Origin of the sequence: Pseudomonas mendocina (assembly GCA_037482215.1) — a bacterium.
GTDB classification, from domain to species: Bacteria; Pseudomonadota; Gammaproteobacteria; order Pseudomonadales; family Pseudomonadaceae; genus Aquipseudomonas; species Aquipseudomonas mendocina_E.
In genome coordinates, this window is record CP148074.1 from 2,073,863 (window position 1) to 2,097,197 (window position 23,335).

19 protein-coding genes and 1 pseudogene are annotated in these 23,335 nt (G+C 54.3%); 18 read left to right on the forward strand and 2 right to left on the reverse strand.

Annotated elements, in window-relative coordinates; all coding sequences use genetic code 11:
• The first annotated feature begins 180 nt into the window (after positions 1–180).
• Both zipA and ligA read left to right on the forward strand, forming a co-directional pair.
• On the forward strand, positions 181–1,017 hold the full coding sequence (zipA, locus tag WG219_09405) for a cell division protein ZipA (protein ID WXL27649.1): 837 nt from the start codon (positions 181–183) through the stop codon (positions 1,015–1,017).
• Positions 1,018–1,075: 58 nt separating this feature from the next.
• Positions 1,076–3,439 carry an NAD-dependent DNA ligase LigA gene (gene ligA, locus WG219_09410; protein WXL27650.1) on the forward strand — a complete coding sequence of 788 codons (2,364 nt, stop codon included), beginning with the start codon at positions 1,076–1,078 and terminating at the stop codon, positions 3,437–3,439.
• Between the two features lie 43 nt (positions 3,440–3,482).
• Here the strand turns inward: ligA and queD are convergent, their stop codons facing one another.
• Entirely contained in the window at positions 3,483–3,839 is a 357-nt protein-coding gene (queD, locus tag WG219_09415) for a 6-carboxytetrahydropterin synthase QueD (GenBank protein ID WXL27651.1), read from the reverse strand.
• Positions 3,840–4,094: 255 nt separating this feature from the next.
• On the opposite strand from queD, the gene edd reads away from it, so the two are divergent.
• From edd to WG219_09460, 9 genes are all read left to right on the forward strand, one after another.
• Positions 4,095–5,921 (forward strand): phosphogluconate dehydratase, encoded by a 1,827-nt coding sequence (gene edd, locus WG219_09420; protein WXL27652.1) that lies wholly within the window; start codon positions 4,095–4,097, stop codon positions 5,919–5,921.
• Positions 5,918–6,868 (forward strand): glucokinase, encoded by a 951-nt coding sequence (locus WG219_09425; protein ID WXL27653.1) that lies wholly within the window; start codon positions 5,918–5,920, stop codon positions 6,866–6,868. Before edd ends, WG219_09425 begins: the two co-directional genes overlap by 4 nt.
• Positions 6,869–6,932: 64 nt before the next feature.
• Positions 6,933–7,670, forward strand: a complete 738-nt coding sequence (locus WG219_09430; protein ID WXL27654.1) for a response regulator transcription factor — start codon at positions 6,933–6,935, stop codon at positions 7,668–7,670.
• Complete coding sequence (locus tag WG219_09435; GenBank protein ID WXL27655.1) at positions 7,657–9,105, forward strand: ATP-binding protein; 1,449 nt, start codon at positions 7,657–7,659, stop codon at positions 9,103–9,105. Before WG219_09430 ends, WG219_09435 begins: the two co-directional genes overlap by 14 nt.
• Positions 9,106–9,233: 128 nt before the next feature.
• On the forward strand, positions 9,234–10,487 hold the full coding sequence (locus WG219_09440) for an ABC transporter substrate-binding protein (protein WXL27656.1): 1,254 nt from the start codon (positions 9,234–9,236) through the stop codon (positions 10,485–10,487).
• A gap of 142 nt (positions 10,488–10,629) precedes the next feature.
• Entirely contained in the window at positions 10,630–11,538 is a 909-nt protein-coding gene (locus WG219_09445) for a sugar ABC transporter permease (protein ID WXL27657.1), read from the forward strand.
• Complete coding sequence (locus WG219_09450; GenBank protein ID WXL27658.1) at positions 11,531–12,355, forward strand: carbohydrate ABC transporter permease; 825 nt, start codon at positions 11,531–11,533, stop codon at positions 12,353–12,355. Before WG219_09445 ends, WG219_09450 begins: the two co-directional genes overlap by 8 nt.
• Positions 12,356–12,403: 48 nt before the next feature.
• Positions 12,404–13,567 carry an ABC transporter ATP-binding protein gene (locus WG219_09455; protein ID WXL27659.1) on the forward strand — a complete coding sequence of 388 codons (1,164 nt, stop codon included), beginning with the start codon at positions 12,404–12,406 and terminating at the stop codon, positions 13,565–13,567.
• Between the two features lie 54 nt (positions 13,568–13,621).
• Complete coding sequence (locus WG219_09460) at positions 13,622–14,965, forward strand: carbohydrate porin (GenBank protein ID WXL27660.1); 1,344 nt, start codon at positions 13,622–13,624, stop codon at positions 14,963–14,965.
• Positions 14,966–14,986: 21 nt separating this feature from the next.
• On the opposite strand, the gene WG219_09465 is transcribed toward WG219_09460, so the two are convergent.
• Positions 14,987–15,847 carry a MurR/RpiR family transcriptional regulator gene (locus WG219_09465; GenBank protein ID WXL27661.1) on the reverse strand — a complete coding sequence of 287 codons (861 nt, stop codon included), beginning with the start codon at positions 15,845–15,847 and terminating at the stop codon, positions 14,987–14,989.
• Between the two features lie 179 nt (positions 15,848–16,026).
• Between WG219_09465 and zwf the strand changes: the two genes are divergently transcribed.
• The 7 genes and pseudogenes from zwf (at position 16,027) to WG219_09500 (ending at position 23,018) form a co-directional block, all read left to right on the forward strand.
• Complete coding sequence (gene zwf, locus WG219_09470; GenBank protein WXL27662.1) at positions 16,027–17,493, forward strand: glucose-6-phosphate dehydrogenase; 1,467 nt, start codon at positions 16,027–16,029, stop codon at positions 17,491–17,493.
• Complete coding sequence (pgl, locus tag WG219_09475) at positions 17,480–18,196, forward strand: 6-phosphogluconolactonase (protein ID WXL27663.1); 717 nt, start codon at positions 17,480–17,482, stop codon at positions 18,194–18,196. Before zwf ends, pgl begins: the two co-directional genes overlap by 14 nt.
• A 17-nt stretch (positions 18,197–18,213) precedes the next feature.
• Positions 18,214–18,900: a bifunctional 4-hydroxy-2-oxoglutarate aldolase/2-dehydro-3-deoxy-phosphogluconate aldolase gene (locus tag WG219_09480; GenBank protein WXL27664.1), complete on the forward strand. Its 687-nt coding sequence runs from the start codon at positions 18,214–18,216 to the stop codon at positions 18,898–18,900.
• 70 nt (positions 18,901–18,970) lie between these two features.
• The gene (locus WG219_09485) at positions 18,971–20,593 is read left to right on the forward strand and encodes an NADP-dependent glyceraldehyde-3-phosphate dehydrogenase (protein WXL27665.1); all 1,623 of its coding nucleotides are present in this window, start codon (positions 18,971–18,973) and stop codon (positions 20,591–20,593) included.
• A 498-nt stretch (positions 20,594–21,091) separates the two neighbouring features.
• Positions 21,092–21,424, forward strand: a complete 333-nt coding sequence (locus WG219_09490) for a hypothetical protein (protein WXL27666.1) — start codon at positions 21,092–21,094, stop codon at positions 21,422–21,424.
• 3 nt (positions 21,425–21,427) lie between these two features.
• Positions 21,428–21,532: pseudogene (locus WG219_09495) on the forward strand (FAD-dependent oxidoreductase).
• A 343-nt stretch (positions 21,533–21,875) separates the two neighbouring features.
• Positions 21,876–23,018, forward strand: a complete 1,143-nt coding sequence (locus WG219_09500; protein WXL27667.1) for a GMC oxidoreductase — start codon at positions 21,876–21,878, stop codon at positions 23,016–23,018.
• Positions 23,019–23,335 lie beyond the last annotated feature (317 nt).

A 23,335-nucleotide genomic window follows, 5' to 3' on the forward strand; every position in this document is an offset into this window, starting at 1 on the left:
TGACAAGCGGTGTAAAGTTTGCCGCCATCGTGCTAGTTTTATGTGCACTATTATTGGGCTGACTATTGTCTGTAGGCATTATCATTGCCACACAGGCTTGGCGTTACGTAAAAGAATTAGCAAAATACGTTTTAAACCCTTTTTTCATTACATTTTCATTTTCAGGGGTCAGGGTATTTCATGGAATTTGGTCTGCGCGAGTGGCTAATTGTCATCGGCATCATTGTAATTGCAGGCATTCTTTTTGACGGCTGGCGCCGTATGCGCGGCGGCAAAGGCAAGCTTAAGTTCAAGCTTGATCGCAGTTTTGCCAACGTGCCTGATGAGGACGATCCAAACCTATTAAGCCCACCACGTGTGGTGGATCGCAGCAAAGAACCCGTACTCGATGAAGAGGATTTGCCGTCCCTAAGTGCGCGCGAGCTTAATCGCCGCCGTACAGGCGAGCCACAGCAAGGTGACTTGAATCTTGATTTGGATGAGCCGGTTCCAACTCTGCTCAATCCTGTGGATGAAGAGAAGCCTGCTAAGGCCTCTTCACCATCGAAGAGTTCGAAGAAAGAAGAACCCAAAGAGCTGCCGCCTGTTGAAGAAGTGTTGGTCATTAACGTGGTTGCACGTGATGACGCTGGCTTTAAAGGTCCTGCATTGCTGCAGAATATTTTGGAGAGCGGACTGCGTTTCGGTGAGATGGATATTTTCCATCGCCATGAAAGCATGGCGGGTAACGGTGAAGTGTTGTTCTCAATGGCTAACGCACTTAAGCCGGGTACTTTTGATCTGGACGATATCGAAGGTTTCAGCACGCGCGCAGTCAGCTTCTTCCTTGGTTTGCCGGGGCCTCGCCATCCTAAGCAGGCGTTTGATGTCATGGTGGCAGCTGCACGCAAGTTGGCCCATGAATTAAACGGTGAGTTGAAAGACGACCAGCGCAGTGTGCTGACCGCTCAAACCATTGAGCATTATCGCCAGCGCATTGTCGAATACGAACGCAAGCAGCTGACCACCAAGCGCTGATTTGACCTGTAATAAAAAAGAGCAGCCAAGGCTGCTCTTTTCGTTTGAGAGAAAAGTAATGACCGACGCCTCCGTAGCCGCCCAGCGCATCCTGCAATTGCGCAGTGAATTGGATGAGCACAATTACCGCTATCACGTGCTGGACGAGCCCAGCATTCCCGATGCGGAATATGACCGTCTGTATCACGAGCTGAAAGCGTTGGAGGCTGAGCATCCGGATCTGGTTACGGCTGATTCTCCGACGCAGCGTGTTGGCAGTATGGCCTTGAGTGCCTTCGGCCAAGTTAAGCACGAAGTACCGATGCTGAGTCTTGGTAACGCTTTTGAAGAGACTGATCTTCTGGATTTTGATCGTCGCGTTCACGAAGGGCTGGATCTGCCTGCTGGCGATCTTTTCGGTGGTGGCGCAGAAGTTGAGTACAGCTGTGAGCCCAAGCTGGATGGTCTGGCCGTTAGCCTGTTGTATCAGGATGGGCTATTGGTGCGTGGCGCCACCCGTGGCGACGGCACCACTGGTGAAGATATCAGCGCCAACGTGCGTACCATTCGCAATATACCGCTGAAACTCAAAGGCGAAGGCTGGCCTGCCGTGCTGGAGGTTCGCGGCGAGGTCTTTATGGCCAAGGCGGGATTTGAGGCGCTTAACGCAAGGCAGTTGGAGCAGGGGGCTAAGACCTTTGCTAATCCGCGTAATGCGGCTGCCGGAAGCTTGCGGCAACTTGATTCGAAAATAACCGCGAGCCGTCCTCTTGAGTTTTGCTGTTACGGCATTGGCCTGGTTGAGGGTGATTTACCTGCAACTCACATCGGCATTCTTGAAGCCTTAAAAAAATGGGGTATGCCGATCAGTCGTGAACTGAAGCTCGCCAAGGGTGTAGATGAATGTCTGGCGTATTACCGTGATATCGGTGAGCGCCGTGCGTCGCTGGCCTATGAAATCGATGGTGTGGTGTTTAAGGTCAATAGCTTGGAGTCTCAGCGTGAATTGGGTTTCCGTGCCCGTGAGCCGCGCTGGGCAATCGCGCACAAGTTCCCGGCAATGGAGGAAATGACCGAGCTCTTGGATGTCGAGTTTCAGGTGGGTCGTACCGGCGCAGTAACGCCTGTTGCCCGTCTCAAACCGGTCAAAGTGGCTGGTGTAACGGTATCTAATGCAACCCTGCACAATATGGATGAAGTTGCTCGACTGGGGCTGATGATCGGGGATACCGTCATCATTCGCCGGGCAGGGGATGTTATTCCGCAGGTTGTGCAGGTGGTGTTAGATAAACGCCCCGAACAGGCCCGTGCTGTGCATATCCCTGAACAGTGCCCGGTGTGTGGCTCCCATGTGGAGCGCACACAACTTGTTAAGCGTAGCAAAGGTAAAGAAACGCTCAGTGAGGGGGCTGTTTATCGTTGTGTCGGTCGCCTGAGCTGCCAGGCTCAGCTGAAGCAAGCAATCATTCACTTTGTTTCGCGGCGAGCGATGGACATCGAAGGTCTGGGTGATAAGACCATTGAGCAGTTAGTTGATGAGAGTCTGATCGCTTCACCGGCAGACCTGTACAAGCTTCAATACGCCCAGATTATCGGTTTGGAAGGGTTTGCCGAGGTATCCAGCAATAAGCTGTTGCAGGCGATTCAGAGCAGTAAAAAGCCAGCTCTGGCCCGGTTTATCTATGCATTGGGCATCCCGGATGTGGGGGAAGAGACTGCTAAGGTGCTGGCTCGCTCCCTGGGAACGTTGGAGCGTATCCAGAAAGCCCTGCCTGAGGTCCTGACTTACCTGCCTGATATTGGCTTGGAGGTGGCTTATGAGATTCACAGCTTTTTCGAGGACGAGCATAACCAGCAGGTTATTGCGAGCCTGTTAGGCGAATGCGGCTTGGAATTACAAGATCAGTCAGAACTAGGCGCAGGATTCACTGCCTGTGCAACCCTGGCTGGCCTGCTGGATAAGCTCAACATCCCGTTTGTCGGACCTGGCGGAGCGCAGAAACTGGCGGAGCGCTTCCAAAGCCTTGAGGCGCTTGCTCGTGCCGATTGGCTGGACATGCGTCAGACGCTGCCAGAGAAGCAGGCTAATGCTGTTCGCGAATTTTTTGCTGCTGCCGGCAATCTTGAGAAAGCCCAGGCAATTGAAGCGCAGTTGCGTGACTTCGGTATGCATTGGCAGAGCGAGAAAAAGGTTGTTGCAGGCTTGCCGTTGGCCGGACAAACCTGGGTGTTGACCGGTACTCTGGAGGCCATGAGCCGCGACGTAGCCAAGGAAAAGCTCGAGAGTCTTGGTGCCAAGGTGGCAGGCTCAGTTTCAGCGAAAACCAGCTGTGTGGTGGCTGGGCCTGGAGCGGGTTCTAAACTAGCTAAAGCCAACGAGTTAGGCCTTAACGTGCTGGACGAAGATCAGTTCCTGCAAGCTCTGAAAGGCTACGGTCTCTAATGTCTAGCCTGCGCCGCGTTATGCGTGCGCAGGCCAACAGGCTTCAGTCGCCGCGGTATTCGCATCCGCTGGTGCAGGTTTCGTGAATACGTACACGGGAGAGCTCGGGCAGCAAAGGTTTGAGCTGTTGCCAGATCCACTTGGCGAGGACTTCGCTGGTGGGGTTTTCCAAGCCGGGTATTTCATTCAGGTAGTTGTGGTCAAGCTGCTCATAGATCGGCTTGAATATGGCTTTGATCTCGGAGAAGTCGCGAATCCAGCCGGTATGTGGATCAACCTCACCCTGGATATAAACGGCTACCTTGAATGAGTGGCCGTGCAGGCGTCCACATTTGTGTCCTGCAGGTACGTGAGGCAGGCGATGCGCAGCCTCAAACATGAATTCTTTGAACAGTTCCACAACAATTCTCTCAGGTGAAAGGCTTTCAGGCCTCGAACAAAGGGAAATCTTATCAGCTAAGCAGCAACGAACCGAGCCCGGTACGCGGTAAGCAGATTATTTTGATTACAGAACTACGGGCTATGAAGAGTCAGCGAGTGAGGCTTTTTGTCATGTATTGTGTTTAAGACTACAAATAATCGGCGTATTCTATATTTTTGTGAGTCGTATTTTTAAAATGTTTGTTTAATTACTACAAAATGGCAGGAGCCCACCATGCACCCACGGATTCTTGAGGTCACTGAGCGTTTGATCGAGCGCAGCAGGGACACCCGTTCAGCCTACCTCCGCATGATCAGGGCTGCGGCCAGTGAGGGGCCGGCGCGGGGCAAACTGCAGTGCGCCAATTTCGCCCACGGTGTGGCGGGGTGTGGTGGCAGTGACAAGCAACGCTTGCGTTTGATGGACTCTGCCAACGTCGCCATCGTCACAGCTTACAACGATATGTTGTCGGCCCATCAGCCCTATGAAACTTACCCGGAGCAAATTCGTCAGGCATTGCGCGATATCGGCTCAGTCGGACAAGTGGCCGGTGGCGTACCCGCCATGTGCGATGGCGTGACACAGGGCGAGCCGGGGATGGAAATTGGCTTGGCCAGTCGCGAAGTGATTGCGATGTCCACGGCCGTTGCCTTGTCGCACAATATGTTTGATGCAGCTGTATTCCTGGGCGTGTGCGACAAGATCATCCCAGGCCTGCTGATGGGGGCCCTGCGCTTTGGTCATCTGCCTGCGCTGTTTATTCCAGCAGGGCCAATGCCTTCAGGCATCTCCAACAAAGAAAAGGCTGATGTGCGTGAACGCTATGCCGAAGGCAAAGCAACGCGTGATGAGTTGCTTGAGTCCGAGATGAAGGCCTATCACGCACCGGGCACTTGCACCTTTTACGGCACGGCTAATACCAATCAGATGTTGATGGAAATGATGGGGCTGCACCTGCCTGGCTCCTCGTTCGTTAACCCCAACACGCCGCTGCGTGATGCGCTGACGCAGGAGTCTGCTCGGCAGGCGGTGCGCCTGACCAAGCAGGGAGGCAATTTCCTACCGTTGGGCGAGTTGCTCGATGAGCGCGTGTTGATCAACTCGATTGTTGCACTGCATGCGACTGGCGGCTCGACCAACCATACCCTGCATATGCCAGCCATTGCGATGGCGGCCGGGATCAAGCTGACCTGGCAGGATATGGCGGATTTGTCCGAGGTGGTGCCGACCCTTGCCAAGGTCTATCCCAATGGCAAAGCTGACGTAAACCATTTTCATGCGGCCGGGGGCGTGGCTTATCTGGTGCGTCAACTGCTAGACGCGGGCTTGTTGCATGAGGATGTGAACACCGTGATGGGGCGTGGCCTGCGTCGATACACACAAGAGCCATTTCTTGAAAATGGCCAGCTGGTGTGGCGTGAAGGTGGCCTGCAAAGCCTGGATCCGAACATTCTGCGACCTGTTTCCGAGCCGTTTTCCCACGAGGGAGGATTGCGTCTCATGAGCGGCAACCTTGGTCGTGGGGTGATGAAGGTTTCCGCTGTCGCGCCCGAGCATCAAGTGGTTGAGGCTCCAGCCAAGGTATTTCATGACCAGCAAGCACTGGCGGATGCCTTTAAGGCTGGGCAGTTAGAGTGCGATTTCGTTGCGGTCATGCGTTTTCAAGGGCCACGCTTCAATGGGATGCCCGAGCTGCACAAAATGACACCTTATTTGGCGGTATTACAGGATCGCGGCTTCAAGGTGGCACTGGTGACGGATGGGCGTATGTCTGGCGCGTCCGGGAAAATTCCCGCTGCTATTCACGTGTGTCCAGAGGCTAGTGATGGTGGCCCTTTGGCTAAAGTGCAGGAGGGTGATCTGGTCCGCGTAGACGGCACCACTGGCACGCTGCAATTACTGATTGATCCTACCGAATTGGAGCAACGAGCGGCGGAACCTGCGCCGAGCGAGCAGGCGGTTGGTTGCGGTCGTGAATTGTTTGGCTTTATGCGTGCAGCAATAAGCTCAGCAGAGCAGGGTGCTAGCGCCTTCACTACATCGCTGGAGAACTTGAAGTGACACTGGCGCTGGTAGGAGATATCGGTGGAACAAATGCGCGTTTTGGCCTTTGGCAGGATGGTCACCTGAGCGGTGTCCAGGTGTTATCGACCTCGGCTTTCGCGACACCCGAACAAGCAGTGCTGCAATACCTGGCTGGTCGTAATGTACTGCCTGGCGACATCAGTTCAGTTTGCCTGGCGGTGGCTGGGCCGGTGAGTGGTGACACTTTTCGTTTCACCAACAATCACTGGGTGTTGAGTCGCAGTACATTTAGCTCGGCGCTGGGTACCGAGCGCCTATTATTGATCAATGATTTTACGGCTATGGCATTGGGTATGACCCAAGTCGAGCCGGATGAGCTTGCCCAGATTCGTACCGGTGTCGCAGAACCAAGCGCTCCAGCGGTGGTAATCGGGGCTGGAACAGGCCTGGGTGTCAGCACCTTGCAGCCGCTGGAAAATGGACGCTGGATGGTGATCCCCGGTGAGGGTGGTCATGTTGACCTGCCGGTGGCCACGGCCTGGGAAGCAGAGCTGTGGCTTCAGCTTAAAGCGCTTCTCGGGCATGTCAGAGCTGAGGATGTGCTGAGCGGTGCTGGCTTGGTAAATCTCTACCGTGCGGTGTGTGCTGTGGAGGGAGTCGACCTTGAGCTGACGACACCGGCAGAGATAACCTCTGCTGCGATCGCCGGTGACCCGCTTGCAGAAAAGGTGCTGGATCAGTTCTGTGTTTGGTTAGGGCGTGTTGCTGGTAATAACGTGCTGACCGTAGGTGCCCGTGGCGGTGTCTACATTGTCGGTGGTGTTGTTCCTCGCTTTGCTGAGTTCTTCCAAAGCAGTGGATTCAACACAGCCATTGCCGAAAAAGGCTGTATGAGTCGGTATTTTGATGACATTCCTGTCTGGCTGGTGACAGCTAAATACCCAGGGTTGGTCGGAGCTGGTGTAGCTTTGACGCAGATTTGATGGTGCAGTAATGCGCGAGCATTTGCGCTCGTGCATACCAATATGGTGAGCAGGGATAGCGAGCATGAGCGCAAATGGAAAAACCATTCTGCTGGTCGATGATGACGAGGAAATCCGTGATCTGCTTCAGGCCTATCTGAGCAAAGCGGGATTTCCTGTGCTGGCGGTTGCTGATGGCGCTTCATTTCGCAGTGAAATGGAGGCCTCTGGTGCTGATCTGGTTATTCTCGATGTAATGCTGCCCGATGAGGATGGCTTTAGCTTGTGTCGCTGGGTGCGTCAGCATCAAAGCTTTTCCCGGGTACCCATCATTATGCTAACGGCAAGCTCCGACGAGGTGGATCGGGTCATAGGCCTTGAGTTGGGGGCCGATGATTACTTGGGCAAGCCTTTTAGTCCCCGTGAGCTGCAGGCGCGTATCAAAGCATTGCTACGCCGTGCGGGTTTTGCTGAAGAGCCCACTGCCGACGAAGTGCTGGTATTTGATGAGTGGAGGCTCAATACCGTTAGCCACCGCCTGTTCCACAAGGATGGCGATGAAGTCATCCTTTCCGGAGCCGACTTTGCCTTGCTCAAATTGTTTCTGGATCATCCGCAGCAGATTCTGGATCGGGATACTATCGCCAATCTGACCCGTGGTCGCGATGTAATGCCGTTGGAGCGGATTGTCGATATGGGCGTCAGCCGCTTGCGTCAGCGCCTGCGCGATACCGGTAAGTCGCCACGGCTTATACGTACGGTACGCGGTGCGGGCTACCTGCTTGCGGTTAATGTGACGAGACAGCGCCATGTCAGGGCTTAGGCGCTGGTTGCCTGTGCCGCGCTCAATGCTGGCGCGGATGTTGTTGTTGACGCTGTTGGCAGTGCTTCTGGCCCAAGGCTTATCGAGCCTGATCTGGGTGTCGCAGATTCGCACCAGCCAAATGGAGGGGCTACAAGGCAGTGCTCGCAGCCTCGCACTCTCAATCGCTGCAAGCGTTAGATACTTTCGCTCGTTACCCCTCGGCTTTCGTCCGATGGTGCTGGAGCAGTTACGCAGCATGGGCGGGTCTCGGTTCTTTGTTTCACTGAATAATCAACCGTTGTCGATGCAGGTGCTGCCCGTGACGTCTCGGACGCAGGTGGTTCTTAGCGAAATTGAACAAGTGCTTAAAGAGCGCTTGGGCAATGATTTGCAGTTTTCAGTGCAGTTCGTCAAACCGGATGATTTGCGAGTCTTTAATGGTGGCTTGAAGTTGGATGAGTTGCCCAAGTCTTGGGCCAACTACTCATTGACACTGGAGCCGTTAAACCCGCCGGTACTGGTCACGCAGATTCACATCGGCCCGGATGAGTGGCTTTACTTGGCCTCACTATTGCCAGAGCCCTATACCAATATTGACCAAGCACAGACGCCTGAGCATCAGCTGTTATTTATCGCCTTTACCAGCTGTTTTTTGCTGTTGTTCATCGGGCTGCTGGTACGTTGGCAGACGCAGCCACTTAAGCGCTTGGCTCAGGCTGCTCGTGAGTTGTCACTTGGTTCCGCGACTGAAGCGGTGGTTGAGGAAGGTGGTACTGAGGTGGTAGAGGTTGGTAAAGCCTTCAACACCATGCGCCAGCGTATCAGTCGTTATCTTGGTGAGCGCAGCCAGTTGTTCAGTGCTATTTCCCACGACTTGCGTACGCCCATCACACGGTTGCGTTTACGGGCAGAGCTGCTTGATGACGAGCTGCTTCGGAGCAAATTCAATCGCGACCTAGATGAGCTAGAGCTTCTGGTAAAAGGGGCCTTGCAGTGTGTGAAAGACACCGACATTCACGAGAATATCGAGCAGATTGACCTAAACAATTTGCTGCATGGTCTCGTTGAGCCTTACCTCGCTGACGGGCGGGTTACCCTTCAGGGGCGTGCGGAATCTACCTACGCTGGTAAAGCATTGGCGTTGCGGCGTTGCATTGGGAATGTTTTGGATAATGCGCTGAAGTACGGCAATCGTGCCCATCTGCTTATTGAAGACAGCGCCGAAGCCTTTGTTCTGCATGTGGATGACGAAGGGCCTGGCGTGCCTGAGCGGCAGCTGGAACAAGTCTTTGAGCCGCATTTCCGGCTTGCTGGAGGGCAGCAGGGCTACGGTCTTGGGCTGGGGATTGCACGGAGTTTGGCCCATAGCCACGGCGGTGAGGTGACCTTGCAGAACCTGCGAGAAGGCGGCTTACGAGTCTCGCTATGGTTGCCGCGCTGGAGAAGCACCTGATTTGCTTTGTAACCGTTCTGTGACAATCAGGCATCCCTTTGTTACTCAGCCTTAAAACCTTCTGGATAGACTCAATAACCAGGCAAGCACACAAGCTTGCGGCTGTATAACAACAAGAAGGTAGCGCTATGCACACGATTTCACGCCTGGCTTTAGTCATGTCTTTTGTTTCTGTACTGCCTCTTACTGCAAGCGCGGGTGAGGTTGAGGTGTTGCACTGGTGGACATCCGGTGGCGAAAAACGCTCAGCAGAAACCCTGCAAAAACTCGTTGAAGAAAAAGGTCATGTCTGGAAAGACTTCGCCGTAGCCGGAGGTGGTGGTGAGGCTGCCATGACCGTGCTGAAGACCCGCGCCGTTTCCGGTAATCCACCTGCTGCTGCGCAGATCAAAGGCCCGAACATTCAAGAGTGGGGCCAGCTCGGACTGCTCGCGGACCTCACTCCGGTGGCCCAGGAGGGCAAGTGGGATGAGTTGCTGCCTGAAGAGCTTGCGCATGTCGTGAAATACGACGGCCACTATGTCGCGGTGCCGCTGAATGTGCACCGTGTCAACTGGCTGTGGATCAACCCGGAAGTATTCAAGAAGGCCGGTGCAGCAGTGCCGACTACGCTGGATGAGTTGTTCGCTGCGGCTGACAAAATCAAGGCTGCCGGATTTATTCCTTTCGCTCACGGTGGCCAACCTTGGCAGGATGGCACGGTGTTCGAAAACTTTGTGCTGTCGATACTCGGCCCGCAGGAATACCACAAGGCATTTGTTGAGCTCGATCAGTCTGCCCTGTCCGGGCCGAAGATGGTCGAGGCGTTTGCCACGTTGCGCAAACTACGCAGTTACATAGACCCTGATGCCGCCGGACGTGACTGGAACGTTGCCACAGGCTTGCTGATCAACGGCAAGGCAGGCATGCAGATTATGGGCGACTGGGCCAAGAGCGAGTGGACGGCTGCTAACAAGATTGCAGGCAAGGATTACCAGTGTGTGCCGTTCCCCGGAACACAAGGTAGTTTCGCCTACAACATGGACTCGTTGGTGATGTTCAAACTGAGCAATGAAGCTAATCGGCAGGCTCAAGATGATCTGGCTCGCACCATGATGGAGCCTAAGTTCCAAGAGTTCTTTAACCAGAACAAAGGCTCAATTCCAGTACGCCAGGACTTGAGCATGGATAACTTCGACAGTTGCGCTCAGCAGTCCATGGCTGATTTCAAACAGGCAGCCTCTGATGGTGGTCTGCAACCGAGCCTGTCCCATGACATGGCCGCATCCAGCTATGTGCAGGGTGCGGTGTTTGATGTGGTAACCAACTTCTTCAACAGCCCGGATATGTCTCCGGAAAAAGCGGCCAAACAATTGGCAGCGGCGGTTCAGGCCGTTCAGTAAACCGGGTGGCTGTTAAGGCCAGTCGTAGCGCTGTGTATTGGCGGTGATCCGCCCAATTCCCGAAAACCTCGCCGCACCTGCCTCCGGGCAGGTGTTTGGAGGTGTGTGCGCAGGTTTCGGGCTGAGTGTCAGGGAGTGAACCATGGGGTCGAGAGCGCTTGCTGCTAAAGCTTCGCCGTTTGATGTGCTTCAGCGCTGGTTACCAAAACTGGTTCTCGCGCCGAGCATGCTGGTTGTGCTGATAGGTTTTTATGGCTACATCCTCTGGACGTTTGTTCTGAGCTTCACCAACTCTCGTTTTATGCCGACCTATAGCTGGGCTGGGCTGGTGCAATACGAGCGCTTGTGGAACAACGATCGGTGGTGGGTAGCGAGCAAGAACCTGCTGCTGTTTGGTGGGCTTTTTATAGCGATCAGCCTGGTTATCGGTGTGGTGCTGGCGGTACTGCTGGATCAGCGGATTCGTCGTGAAGGCTTTATCCGCACCATCTATCTCTATCCGATGGCGCTGTCGATGATCGTCACCGGTACTGCCTGGAAATGGCTGCTCAATCCCGGCCTTGGATTGGACAAGCTGCTGCGTGACTGGGGTTGGGACGGTTTTCGTTTTGACTGGATCGTCGATCCTGATCGGGTGGTTTACACCCTGGTTATTGCGGCGGTCTGGCAGTCATCCGGTTTTGTTATGGCGCTATTTCTCGCAGGTTTGCGGGGTGTCGATCAGTCGATCATCCGCGCTGCTCAGGTCGATGGCGCCAGCCCAGCAACTATCTACCTGCGCATTGTTCTGCCGAGTCTGCGTCCGGTTTTTTTCAGTGCGCTGATGATTCTCGCCCACATTGCAATCAAGAGCTTCGATCTGGTCGCGGCGATGACTGCGGGCGGTCCGGGCTATGCATCGGATCTGCCAGCAATGTTCATGTACGCCCACACCTTTACCCGTGGCCAGATGGGCCTCGGTGCAGCCAGCGCGATGCTGATGCTGGGGGCAGTGCTGGCGGTGATTGTGCCGTATCTGTATTCGGAGCTGAGGAACAAACGTCATGACTAAGTCCCTCAATCGCGTAGTGATTTACACGCTGCTGTTGCTGGCTTGCGCGGTGTATCTGGTGCCGCTGTTGGTGATGCTGCTCACCAGCTTCAAGACCCCTGATGCGATCCGCACCGGCAACCTGCTCAGCCTGCCGGATGTTTTCACGCTGATAGGTTGGGTCAAAGCCTGGGATGTTGTGGGCGGCTATTTCTGGAACTCGGTGAAGATCGCCATTCCTGCGGTGCTGATTTCCACGGCACTGGGCGCACTCAACGGTTATGTGCTGTCGATGTGGCGCTTCAGGGGCTCCCAGCTGTTCTTCGGCATGCTGTTGTTTGGTTGCTTCCTGCCGTTTCAGGTGGTGTTGCTGCCTGCCTCGTTCACCCTTGGCAAGCTGGGATTGGCCAATACCACATCGGGCCTTGTGCTGGTGCATGTGGTCTACGGCTTGGCGTTCACCACACTGTTCTTCCGTAACTTCTACGTGAGTGTGCCGGATGCGCTGGTGCGGGCGGCGCGGCTGGATGGTGCGGGCTTCTTCACCATCTTTGGGCGCATCCTGCTACCGATGTCAGTCCCGACCATCATGGTCTGCCTGATCTGGCAGTTCACCCAAATTTGGAATGACTTTCTGTTCGGTGTGGTGTTCGCCAGCGGTGACACTCAGCCCATCACGGTTGCGCTGAACAACCTGGTGAACACCAGCACTGGGGTTAAGGAATACAACGTCGATATGGCTGCGGCGATGATCGCCGGTCTGCCGACTTTGTTGGTTTATGTGTTCGCGGGCAAGTACTTCCTGCGCGGACTTACAGCAGGCGCCGTGAAGGGCTGAGGCTCTGATTGCGGTGGTTGGTAACGCGAACAAACGTGGAGAGATGCAATGGCAACCCTGGAACTGCGTAACGTACACAAATCGTATGGTGAAGGGCTGGCGGATACCCTCAAGAGCATCGAGTTATCGATTGACTCCGGTGAGTTTCTGATTCTGGTCGGGCCCTCCGGCTGCGGTAAGTCGACCCTGATGAACTGCATTGCTGGGTTGGAGACTATCACTGGTGGCTCGATCCTGGTTGATGGCGTGGATATCAGCAAACAGTCGCCTAAGGAACGGGACATCGCCATGGTGTTTCAGTCCTATGCGCTGTACCCGACTATGACCGTTCGGGAGAACATCGCCTTCGGTTTGAAAATCCGCAAGCTACCGGCTGAAACCATTAATGCTGAAGTGGACCGGGTCTCCAAGCTCCTGCAAATCGAGCACCTACTGACGCGCAAGCCTGGGCAATTGTCAGGTGGGCAGCAGCAGCGTGTAGCGATGGGGCGGGCCTTGGCGCGGCGACCAAAGATTTATCTGTTTGATGAGCCGCTCTCAAACCTTGACGCCAAGTTGCGGGTGGAAATGCGCACCGAGATCAAGCTGATGCATCAGCGTCTGAAAACGACCACGGTGTATGTCACCCACGACCAGATTGAAGCCATGACGCTGGGCGATAAGGTCGCAGTCATGAAGGACGGCATCATCCAGCAGTTCGGCACACCGCAACAGATTTATAACGACCCGGCCAATCAGTTCGTGGCCAGTTTTATCGGCTCTCCGCCAATGAACTTTATCCCGTTGCCGGTACAGCAGAAGGATGGTCTGGCGGTTGGAATTCTGGAGTCGGAGCAGGGCCGTTGTGAGCTGGTGCTTGGCCAGTGGCAGGCTGCTATGCAAGGGGCTGGCGTGCTGTTAGGGGTGCGGCCGGAACAGATTCGTACTGGCATTGATGCTGCACTGCCGGGGCTTACTGCGGCTGTCTCTGTTACCGAGCCCACCGGGCCGGACACCTTGGCTTTCGTCACACTCAACGGCGCACATGTGTGTTGTCGTCTAGCACCGGAGCAGGTCCCGGCGCCGGGAGAAATTCTCAATTTGCAATTCGATCCGTCACGTTTGTTGCTGTTTAACGCTGCGACGGGCGAGCGACTGCGCATGCTTGAGCCGTCGGCTGCAGCTGCCCAACAGGCGGATGCTCGACCATTCGTGCTGCAGGCGAATAGCTAGGCCGTTTAAACCGAATCTTTAACAGAAACAATGACAACAAGAGGATGTGAAGATATGGAATGTCGTAATCGTGTGCTGGCTAAAGGGGCGCTGACCCTGTTAGCCATTGCATGCAGTGGTTCTGTGCTGGCTGCTGAGGCTTTTTCTTCGGAGTCGAAATGGATGACGGGTGACTGGGGCGGATTGCGCACCGAGTTACTGGAGAAGGGCTATGACTTCACCGTGGATTATGTGGGTGAAGTCGCTGGCAATCTGCATGGAGGTTACAACGACGATAAAACGGCCCGTTATAGTGACCAATTCGCGCTGGGTATGCATTTGGATTTGGAGAAAATTCTCGGCTGGCAGGATGCTGAGTTCAAACTGGCTATCACCGAGCGCAGTGGTCGCAATCTATCCAATGATCGCATTGCTGATCCACGCACTGGGCAGCTCAGCTCGGCTCAGGAGGTTTGGGGCCGTGGCCAAACGTGGCGCCTGACTCAGATGTGGGTCAAACAGAAATACTTTGATGGCGCGCTGGACATCAAGTTTGGTCAGTTTGGCGAAGGAGAAGACTTCAACAGTTTCCCCTGTGACTTCCAGAACTTGGCATTCTGCGGCTCACAGGTTGGTAACTGGGTGGGGGGTGTTTGGTACAACTGGCCGGTTAGCCAGTGGGCGTTGCGGGTCAAGTACAACATTACGCCTGAGTTCTTTGTGCAGGTCGGCGCGTACGAACAGAACCCTTCCAATCTTGAAACAGGAAATGGCTTCAAACTCAGTGGCAGCGGTACTAAAGGGGCGATTATTCCGGTTGAGATGGTCTGGTCCCCTAAGGTCAATGATCTGCCAGGGGAATACCGACTGGGTTATTACTACAGCAATGCCAAAGCGGATGATGTTTACGACGATGTAAACGGCCGGCCTCAGGGCATCACTGGAAATGACTTTAAGTCACGCTCCAGTAAGCATGGCTGGTGGGTAGTGGCGCAGCAGCAGGTGACTGCGCATGAAGGCGATAGCAGTCGCGGTTTGAGCCTGTTCGCCAACTTTACGGTGCACGATCAAGCAACCAACGTAGTCGATAACTATCAGCAGGTCGGCATGGTCTACAAAGGCGCGTTCAATGCCCGACCTAAAGATGACATCGGCCTGGCTGTCGCCCGGATTCACGTCAATGACGATGTAAAAAAACGTGCTGAGCAGATCAATACCGCAAATGGCATTTCTGACTATGAGAACCCGGCCTACTTGCCAATACAGCGCAGTGAATACAACGCCGAGTTGTATTACGGCATTCACGTAACTAACTGGCTGACCGTGCGTCCTAACGTGCAATACATCAAGAGCCCAGGTGGCGTTGACCAAGTGGATAACGCCGTGGTTGCTGGCCTGAAAATTCAGTCGTCTTTCTAAGTTGTTTGTCTGAACGCGCCGCTAGTCCTCGAGGGGGTAGCGTGACGCGTTCAGGCTTTCCTTGATCTTGCGCAGATGAGGCTGAAAGTCAGGGCCTCGGCGCAAGGTGACACCGGTTGCGAGCACATCCAGCACGGTTAGTTGGACGATACGTGACGTCATGGGCATGTAGATGTCGGTGTCTTCCGGTAACGGAATATTCAAACTCAGGGTGCAGGCTTGAGCCAGCGGAGAGTCCGCTGCAGTCATGCCCAGAACGGATGCTCCGTTCTGACGAACCATGCGGGCGATTTCAACCAGTTCACGCGTGCGTCCGGTATAGGAAATGATCACGAACAGATCGCCGGTATGCGCCACAGAGGCCAGCATGCGCTGCATGAGGACATCGGAGTGGGCGCTGACGGCAAGATTGAAGCGGAAGAACTTGTGTTGTGCGTCCAGTGCAACCGAGGCGGAGGCGCCGAGGCCAAAGAAATGGATCTGACGGGCTTGAATGATCAGATCGACAGCCTGGCTGATTAGCTGTGGATCAAGCTGCTTGAGGGCGCTGTCCAGCGAGTTGATGGTGCTGCCGAAAATTTTCTGCGTATAGGCCTCGGGCGAGTCGTTAGCTTCGACTGCCCGGCTAACATAGGCCGCGCCGCTGGCCAGGCTCTGCGCCAGCTGCATCTTCAGTTCTGGGTAGCCGCCTACACCAAAAGAGCGGCAAAAGCGGTTCACTGTTGGTTCACTGACTTTGGCTGCCTGGGCGAGGGCGGCAATGCTGTATCGGGTCGCTTGATGTGGTGCTTGCAGGATGACCTCTGCAACCTTGCGTTCGGCTTTATTAAGTTCGCTGACGCGAGACTGGATGTCTTCCAGCAGGTTGCTGAGTCGGTTCATGTGGGCTCCATGCAGGCGAAAAATTGGCCTTATCGTACAAGGCTGCTGGGTGTCCGACTACCGTTAACTCTGAGGTGAATGTTGGGTTTTAAGATTAATGTTGTTTTATTACTACATTTGTCTTGAAAACATCAGGGTCAGGGTGTACTTATATCGCACGATGTTATGGAAGCCTACAAATGAGCATTGATGCTGTTGAGCCGTGCACGATCGCCATCTTTGGTGCTTTTGGTGATCTGGCCTTGCGTAAGTTGTTCCCGTCACTGTTTCAGCTGGATCGGGCTGGTTTGCTACCTGCTCAGACCCGGGTGATTTCACTCGGTCGTGATGATGGGGGGCTTGAGCCTAGTGCGCTGGTGGCGAATGCGTTGCATGAATATGTCGCAGCAAAGGAGCTTGAGCAGCCTGTTCTGGATCGGTTTCTGAGCCGTATAGATTGGCTGTATATGGACTTCCTGGATGCTGAGGCGTACCACACCTTGGCTGAACGCGTTGGGCAAGTGGATTCTGTTATTGCTTACTTTGCTACTCCAGCCAAGGTTTACGGAGGTATTTGCGCAGGCCTGGCCAGTGTCAATCTCGCAGAGCGCACACGGGTGGTGTTGGAAAAGCCTATTGGCCATGATCTTCAATCCTCGATGGCCGTCAATGAGGCTGTAGCGCGTTATTTTCCGGAAGAACGCGTCTATCGCATCGACCATTATCTGGGCAAAGAAACGGTGCAGAACCTGATTGCCTTGCGCTTTGCCAACAACCTATTTGAAACCCAATGGAATCAGAACCACATTTCGCATGTGGAAATTACGGTTGCAGAAAAGGTCGGCATTGAAGGGCGATGGGGCTATTTCGATCAGGCCGGGCAGCTGCGCGATATGGTGCAGAACCACCTACTGCAACTGCTGTGTCTGGTGGCGATGGACCCTCCGTCTGATCTTTCCGCAGACAGCATCCGCAATGAGAAAGTAAAAGTACTCAAGGCCTTGGCCCCTATTAGTGGCGAGCAGCTCGGGCAGCAACTCGTGCGTGGCCAATATGTGGCCGGCAGCATTGATGGTCGGTCGGTTCCGGGTTACCTCGACGAAGAAAACAGCAACACCAGAAGTGACACTGAAACCTTCGTCGCGCTGCGTGCGGAAATCCGCAACTGGCGTTGGGCGGGTGTACCGTTTTATCTGCGTACCGGTAAGCGTATGCCGCAAAAGGTTTCGCAAATCGTCATCCAGTTTAAGGACCCGGCGCACCATATTTTTGCCCCGGAGCAGCGGCCTTTGATCAGCAATCGTCTGGTCATCCGCTTACAGCCTGACGAAGGTATCACCTTGCATGTGATGACTAAGGAGCAGGGGCTGGATAAAGGCATGCAGCTGCGTAGCGGTCCATTGCAATTGGACTTTTCGGACACGTTCCGTAACTCACGCGTGCCGGATGCGTATGAGCGTTTGTTGCTGGAAGTTATGAAAGGCAACCAAAACTTGTTTGTGCGTAAAGATGAAATTGAATACGCGTGGCAGTGGTGTGATCAATTGATTGCCGGCTGGCGACGACAGGGAGCAGCGCCCAAACCCTACGCAGCTGGAACGTGGGGGCCGTTGGCTTCGATTGGTTTGATATCTCGTGATGGCAAGGACTGGTATGGCGATTACTAATCTCAAATTTCCTGAGCATGTGCAGGTGCATACCTTCACAAATGCCGAAAAACAGGCGGTTGAATTGGCCGCTCAGGTAGCAGAAACACTACGCGGTGCGATTGTCGAGAAGGGCGTTGCAACCTTGGTTGTATCCGGTGGCCGCTCGCCACTGAGTTTCTTCAGACACCTCGCGCGCCAGGAGTTGGATTGGAGTCGTGTAGTGGTAAGCCTTGCGGATGAGCGCTGGGTGCCGATCGGCCATGCGGACAGCAACGAGGGGCTCGTACGGGCGCATCTGCTACAGGGCGCGGCTGCCAAGGCGCGCTTTATTGGTCTGTACCAAGCAGCACAAACGCTTGAAGCCGCAGCCCTGCGCAGCAATGAGGCACTGGCTGAACTGCCGCAGCCCATTGATGCAATGGTGCTGGGCATGGGGGAGGATGGCCACACGGCCTCGTTGTTTCCCGGTTCGATCAATCTTGATTTGGCACTGACGGCTGATGGCCAGAGCCGCTGTCTGCCTATGCAGGCGCCAACTGTTCCACGTCAGCGCCTGACGTTGACGTTGCCCGTTCTGAGCAATGCTCGAAAGACCTTTCTGCTTCTGCAAGGCAAGTCAAAAACCGACACCCTGCGTGAGGCGCTGGCTGATACCGATGTGGCAAGGATGCCAATACGCGCCTTTTTAGCTGCCCCCCTCGAACTCTACTGGTGCCCATGAGCACAAGGAGCACCACAATGAATACTGTTTTTCAACATCGCGCTAAGCAAGACGCTGTCCCTAGCATGGACGACAAAATTGAGTTGATAGATGCCCTGTGCGCACGGGCGCGAATTCTGCCGGTCATCACCATTGAGCGTGAAGAGGATATCTTGCCGCTGGCTGATGCATTGGCGGAAGGCGGGCTGGATACGTTAGAAATAACCCTGCGATCTGCGTACGGGCTGACTGCCATTCGTACATTGCGTGAACAGCGCCCGGAATTATGCGTGGGTGCTGGCACGGTGTTGGACGAGCGCATGTTGGCCGAAGCAGAAGCAGCCGGCGCGCAATTTATCGTCACGCCAGGCAGTACCAGTGAGCTTCTTCGAGCTGGCGTGTACAGCCCGCTGCCGCTGCTGCCGGGCGTCAGTTCAGCCTCCGAGATTATGATTGGATATGCCCTTGGCTATCGTCGTTTCAAGCTATTTCCGGCTGAGCTGGCAGGCGGTGTAGCTGCACTGAAAGCGTTGGGTGGCCCCTTCGGTAATGTACGTTTTTGCCCAACAGGTGGCGTCACGCCAGAGAACCTCAAGCAGTACACCGCACAGAACAATGTGATGTGTGTGGGCGGAACCTGGATGATTAACCGCGACTGGATTCGTAACAGTGAGTGGGCGCGAATTCGTACAGCGACTGAAGAGGCTTTGCAGCTGTTCGGGTAACCGTGAGTGGTTTCAGGCTGCTGAGCCTATCGTTTAGCAGCTCAGTTTTTAGACAGGGACAGGTGAATACATGAGCACGAGCCAACTGGATACGCTTTTTCCACGAGCTGAAGATATCCCCGAACAGTATCGGCTGGGAGAGCCCGTCGAGCAGCGTGAATATCTGGTCAATGGCGAGTTGCTACGCTGGGAGGGAGCTCTTGCCACCGTATATAGCCCTGTGTATCTGGCGGATGAGGCGCATGATCAACAGGTGGTGCTGGGCAGTACGCCTCTGCTGGATGCGGATGCTGCGATGGTAGCGCTGGATGCCGCGGTCAAAGCCTACGATCACGGTCAGGGGCTTTGGCCAAACCTGCGTGTGGCAGAGCGTATTCAGCATGTCGAAACCTTTCTGGCAAAGATGCGTGAGCAGCGTGAGACGGTTGTTCGCCTGCTGATGTGGGAGATCGGTAAAAACCTAAAGGACTCTGAAAAAGAGTTCGACCGTACCTGCGATTACATCGTCGACACTATTGAGTCGCTCAAAGAATTGGACCGCAAGTCCAGCCGCTTTGAGCAGGTGCAGGGCACCATCGGCCAGATTCGCCGGGTGCCGCTGGGTGTAGCGCTGTGCATGGGGCCCTATAACTACCCGCTGAACGAAACGTTTACTACGCTGATCCCGGCCTTGATCATGGGTAATACCGTGGTGTTTAAGCCGGCGAAGTTCGGTGTGTTGCTGATTCGTCCGCTGCTTGAGGCTTTCAGGGATAGCTTCCCGCCGGGCGTGATCAATGTGATTTACGGCCGTGGCCGCGAAACTGTCAGCGCACTGATGGCCAGTGGAAAAATTGATGTGTTTGCCTTTATCGGTACACATAAAGGCGCCAGTGATCTTAAGCGCCTACACCCGCGTCCGCACCGTCTCCGCGCTGCGTTGGGACTGGATGCAAAAAACCCTGGCATCGTGTTGCCAGAAGTCGATCTGGATAATGCCGTGAATGAAGCCATTACTGGTGCTTTGTCATTCAATGGGCAGCGCTGTACGGCTTTGAAGATTCTGTTCGTGCATGAAAATGTATTGGGCAGTTTCCTGGACAAGTTCACTGCCAAGCTAGCAACACTCAAACCGGGTATGCCTTGGGATGCTTCCGCAGCGCTAACGCCCTTGCCGGAGCCGGGCAAAGTCGATTACCTCAACGGCCTGCTTGATGATGCGGTCAGTAAAGGCGCGAAGGTGGTCAACCCAGGTGGTGGAGAGAGCCGTCACAGCTTCTTCTATCCGGCGGTGTTAAGCCCTGTGTCGCCTGACATGCGCATTTATCACGAAGAACAATTCGGCCCATTGGTGCCTGTTGTGCCTTATCGTGATGTGCAGGAAGTCATCGACTATGTGCAGGAGTCTGACTATGGCCAGCAACTGAGTATTTTTGGAAATAACTCAGCAGAGGTGGGGCGCCTAGTGGATGCTTTTGTCAATCAGGTCGGTCGTATCAACATCAACGCGCAGTGCCAGCGTGGCCCGGACAGCTATCCGTTCAACGGGCGTAAAAACTCGGCAGAAGGAACGCTATCTGTACACGATGCGCTGAGGGTGTTCTCGATCCGCACTTTGGTAGCAAGTCGCGGCACTGCAGAGAGCAAGGCACTGTTGAACGATATCATCTTGAATCGTGAGTCAGTCTTTATCAGCACTGACTATATTCTCTGATCAAACCCGAGTGATTTGAAAGGCGCGCGTATCGACATTCGGTACGCGCGCTTTTTTATTTCTAGTGCCTGTTCGGACTAACTAAAAGGCATTTTGTTTGGACGATTGTTTTACTTTAAAAGATGCATTTACAGTTCGGCCAAATAATCAATTGTGGTGTGCCCATGGCACCTAGTGTGGCAGGTCAACATCTATCCAGTCGTCATCATCAGCACGGTACAAGTTCCGCGCGCTACTTTGGGCTTTACCCCCGGTGTGAGGTTCATCAGGCTATATACCCAGTCAACACGACGGTTTGCTGGTGCCTTTAGATGATGCGAGTTGGTAACAAAACCGCACTGTCCCACTGAGTCCATTAACTGGAGTAAGGCAATGACACTCGAGGGTTTGTCTACCGCATCGCTCAGTGAAATAAAGTGCGTTTTCTGCAAGCTGGAGCCCGTACCAGCTTGCGCCCGGCGGGGGTTCTTTAGGGCGCGTTTTATAGGTCCGTGGTGGTTGCGAATCAGTGCCGGACCGGGACTTGTACTGGGCGGTTTGCCTGGGTGGCAAGGTAAGCGATTTATTGATGAGTCAACGGCAACCAATGTCCTGAAGAAGGGCGATGAGTTGGTAGACAAGTTACGCATGGGGTGCCAAGAAGGTGTTTCATCTGTCGATGGTCGACGAGGTGTTGCGCTGAACTACGGGGCTGATGCACCGCCTCCATGGCGTTGGATTCGAGATGAGCTTAGGGTGCTTGATGACGACACCTGGTTGGCCATGACGGTAGTGGACTTACCGTTGCTACGCTGTCTGGCGCTGCCATTCGTTTTGCAACGCGAGTGCTGAAACATGAGCTTCGACTATGACGTGATTGTGATCGGCTCAGGATTCGGCGGCAGTGTCAGCGCATTACGCCTTGCTGAGCAGGGACTGCGGGTTGCGGTGATCGAACAAGGACGGCGTGTTACTGAACAGGATATGGCCCGCGCAGGGCAGGACGCTAATGCACTGACTTGGATGCCATCACTCGGTCGCACCGGCTTTCTTGCTCAAGATGTCTATCAGCATATGGGCGTGGTACGTGGCATTGGTGTGGGTGGCGGCAGCTTGGTTTACGCCGCTGTATTACTGGAGCCCGGGGAGCGCTTCTATCAAGACCCAGCCTGGTGCGATTTAAGTGAAGATTGGGCCGCAGAGCTAGCGCCGCACTATGCGACAGCGCGTCGAATGTTGGGCGTTGCCACTAACCCATACCGAGGTATTCAGGATCAGTGGTTGCAGCAAACTGCTGAAAAAAATGGGCGTTGCAAACACGTTCGGCTCAGTACCTCAGGGCATTTATTTTGGAGGTGCCGAAGTTTCAGTCGATCCATTTTTTTCAGGGAAGGGACCTTTGCGCAAAGGCTGCAACCTATGTGGGCAGTGCATTACTGGCTGTTCTCAGGGGGCAAAAAACAGTCTGGATAAAAACTATCTGTATTTGGCTGAGCAGTTGGGCGTAGAAGTTATTGAGCAGTCGCGTGTCAGTCATATCGAACCTCTTGGGGCGGGGTACCGTGTCATACGTAATCACCCTTGGAAGCGACAGGCTCAAGTCGCACTGTCGGCTCGCCGCGTGGTACTCGCCGCAGGTGTGATTGGGACGCTGGAAATCCTGTTTGCCTCACGTGACCATTACCGCACACTGCCAAACATATCACCGGCTCTCGGCTCACATGTGCGTACTAACAGTGAAGCTGTGGTCAGTATTCTTGCGGATGATCGCCGTATCGATGTCACTGAAGGCACTACCATTTCAACTCATTTTCATGCGGACGCGCAGACCCATATCACGCAAAACCGCTTTCCAAGCAGTTACAACTTTATGCGTTTTTATATGGGGCCACTGGTTGATGGCGTTCAGCCGTGGAAGCGTAGATTGAAGGTAGTGGCTGAGCTGCTGATACATCCGCTACGTTCTACACGCTCATGGCGTACCAAAGACTGGCATCGGCGGGCGTCGGTGCTTACGGTTATGCAGCAGGCAGATAATCAACTGAGCTTCGCATATGGTCGCAGCGTTTTGCGCGGGGGGCGACGAGCGCTTAAGTCCAGATTGGCAGCTGGTCAGCGAGCACCATCTTATCTTTCTCAGGCTAACAAGGCGGCGAGAGTTTTTGCCGAAGTCAGTGGCGGTCAGCCACAAAACGTTTTGCTTGAGAGCGTAGGCAACCTCTCAGTAACTGCCCACCTATTAGGTGGTGCTGTGATGGCTGATAGTCCGAGTGAAGGCGTTGTCGATAAATATCACGAGGTATTCGGCTGTCCGGGGTTGTATGTGGTGGATGGCAGTGCGATAGCCGCTAATGTGGGCGTTAATCCGAGTCTTACAATTGCCGCACTGGCAGAGCGTTTTGCCTCGGCGTTTCACATGCCTGAGGACTCAAGGCTAAGTAGTTGAGTCCAATGCATATGGTTTTTATATGGTGCGATAAGTATTTACTGCAATCGTATTGCCCTAACTCCGTGCCTGACTTAGTGCTGTCACCGTTCCTGTGACGTGTTAGCACAAGGATTGACCTGCCTTGAGTGGCTGATAGTGGTTAAGAGCGAATTGTAGATTTGCTTAGATATCAGCTTGATAGGCTGCGTAACGCTATCCAGTTTCTGAGCATTTACTGGCTATTTATAAGGGCAAAAAAACCGATATCAGAACTTTCACAACTCCGTCAATGCTCCTGATTTTTCGAAGGTTACCAGCCGTTTTTAGTGACTGAA

What these genes read in the sequence shown, in the direction of transcription:
- zipA (WXL27649.1), top strand. Translation starts at nt 181, where the DNA reads ATGGAATTTGGTCTGCGCGAGTGGCTAATTGTCATCGGCATCATTGTA.
- ligA (WXL27650.1), top strand. Translation starts at nt 1,076, where the DNA reads ATGACCGACGCCTCCGTAGCCGCCCAGCGCATCCTGCAATTGCGCAGT.
- edd (WXL27652.1), top strand. Translation starts at nt 4,095, where the DNA reads ATGCACCCACGGATTCTTGAGGTCACTGAGCGTTTGATCGAGCGCAGC.
- WG219_09430 (WXL27654.1), top strand. Translation starts at nt 6,933, where the DNA reads ATGAGCGCAAATGGAAAAACCATTCTGCTGGTCGATGATGACGAGGAA.
- WG219_09435 (WXL27655.1), top strand. Translation starts at nt 7,657, where the DNA reads ATGTCAGGGCTTAGGCGCTGGTTGCCTGTGCCGCGCTCAATGCTGGCG.
- WG219_09440 (WXL27656.1), top strand. Translation starts at nt 9,234, where the DNA reads ATGCACACGATTTCACGCCTGGCTTTAGTCATGTCTTTTGTTTCTGTA.
- WG219_09445 (WXL27657.1), top strand. Translation starts at nt 10,630, where the DNA reads ATGGGGTCGAGAGCGCTTGCTGCTAAAGCTTCGCCGTTTGATGTGCTT.
- WG219_09450 (WXL27658.1), top strand. Translation starts at nt 11,531, where the DNA reads ATGACTAAGTCCCTCAATCGCGTAGTGATTTACACGCTGCTGTTGCTG.
- WG219_09455 (WXL27659.1), top strand. Translation starts at nt 12,404, where the DNA reads ATGGCAACCCTGGAACTGCGTAACGTACACAAATCGTATGGTGAAGGG.
- WG219_09460 (WXL27660.1), top strand. Translation starts at nt 13,622, where the DNA reads ATGGAATGTCGTAATCGTGTGCTGGCTAAAGGGGCGCTGACCCTGTTA.
- WG219_09465 (WXL27661.1), bottom strand. Translation starts at nt 15,847, where the DNA reads ATGAACCGACTCAGCAACCTGCTGGAAGACATCCAGTCTCGCGTCAGC.
- zwf (WXL27662.1), top strand. Translation starts at nt 16,027, where the DNA reads ATGAGCATTGATGCTGTTGAGCCGTGCACGATCGCCATCTTTGGTGCT.
- pgl (WXL27663.1), top strand. Translation starts at nt 17,480, where the DNA reads ATGGCGATTACTAATCTCAAATTTCCTGAGCATGTGCAGGTGCATACC.
- WG219_09480 (WXL27664.1), top strand. Translation starts at nt 18,214, where the DNA reads ATGAATACTGTTTTTCAACATCGCGCTAAGCAAGACGCTGTCCCTAGC.
- WG219_09485 (WXL27665.1), top strand. Translation starts at nt 18,971, where the DNA reads ATGAGCACGAGCCAACTGGATACGCTTTTTCCACGAGCTGAAGATATC.
- WG219_09500 (WXL27667.1), top strand. Translation starts at nt 21,876, where the DNA reads ATGGGCGTTGCAAACACGTTCGGCTCAGTACCTCAGGGCATTTATTTT.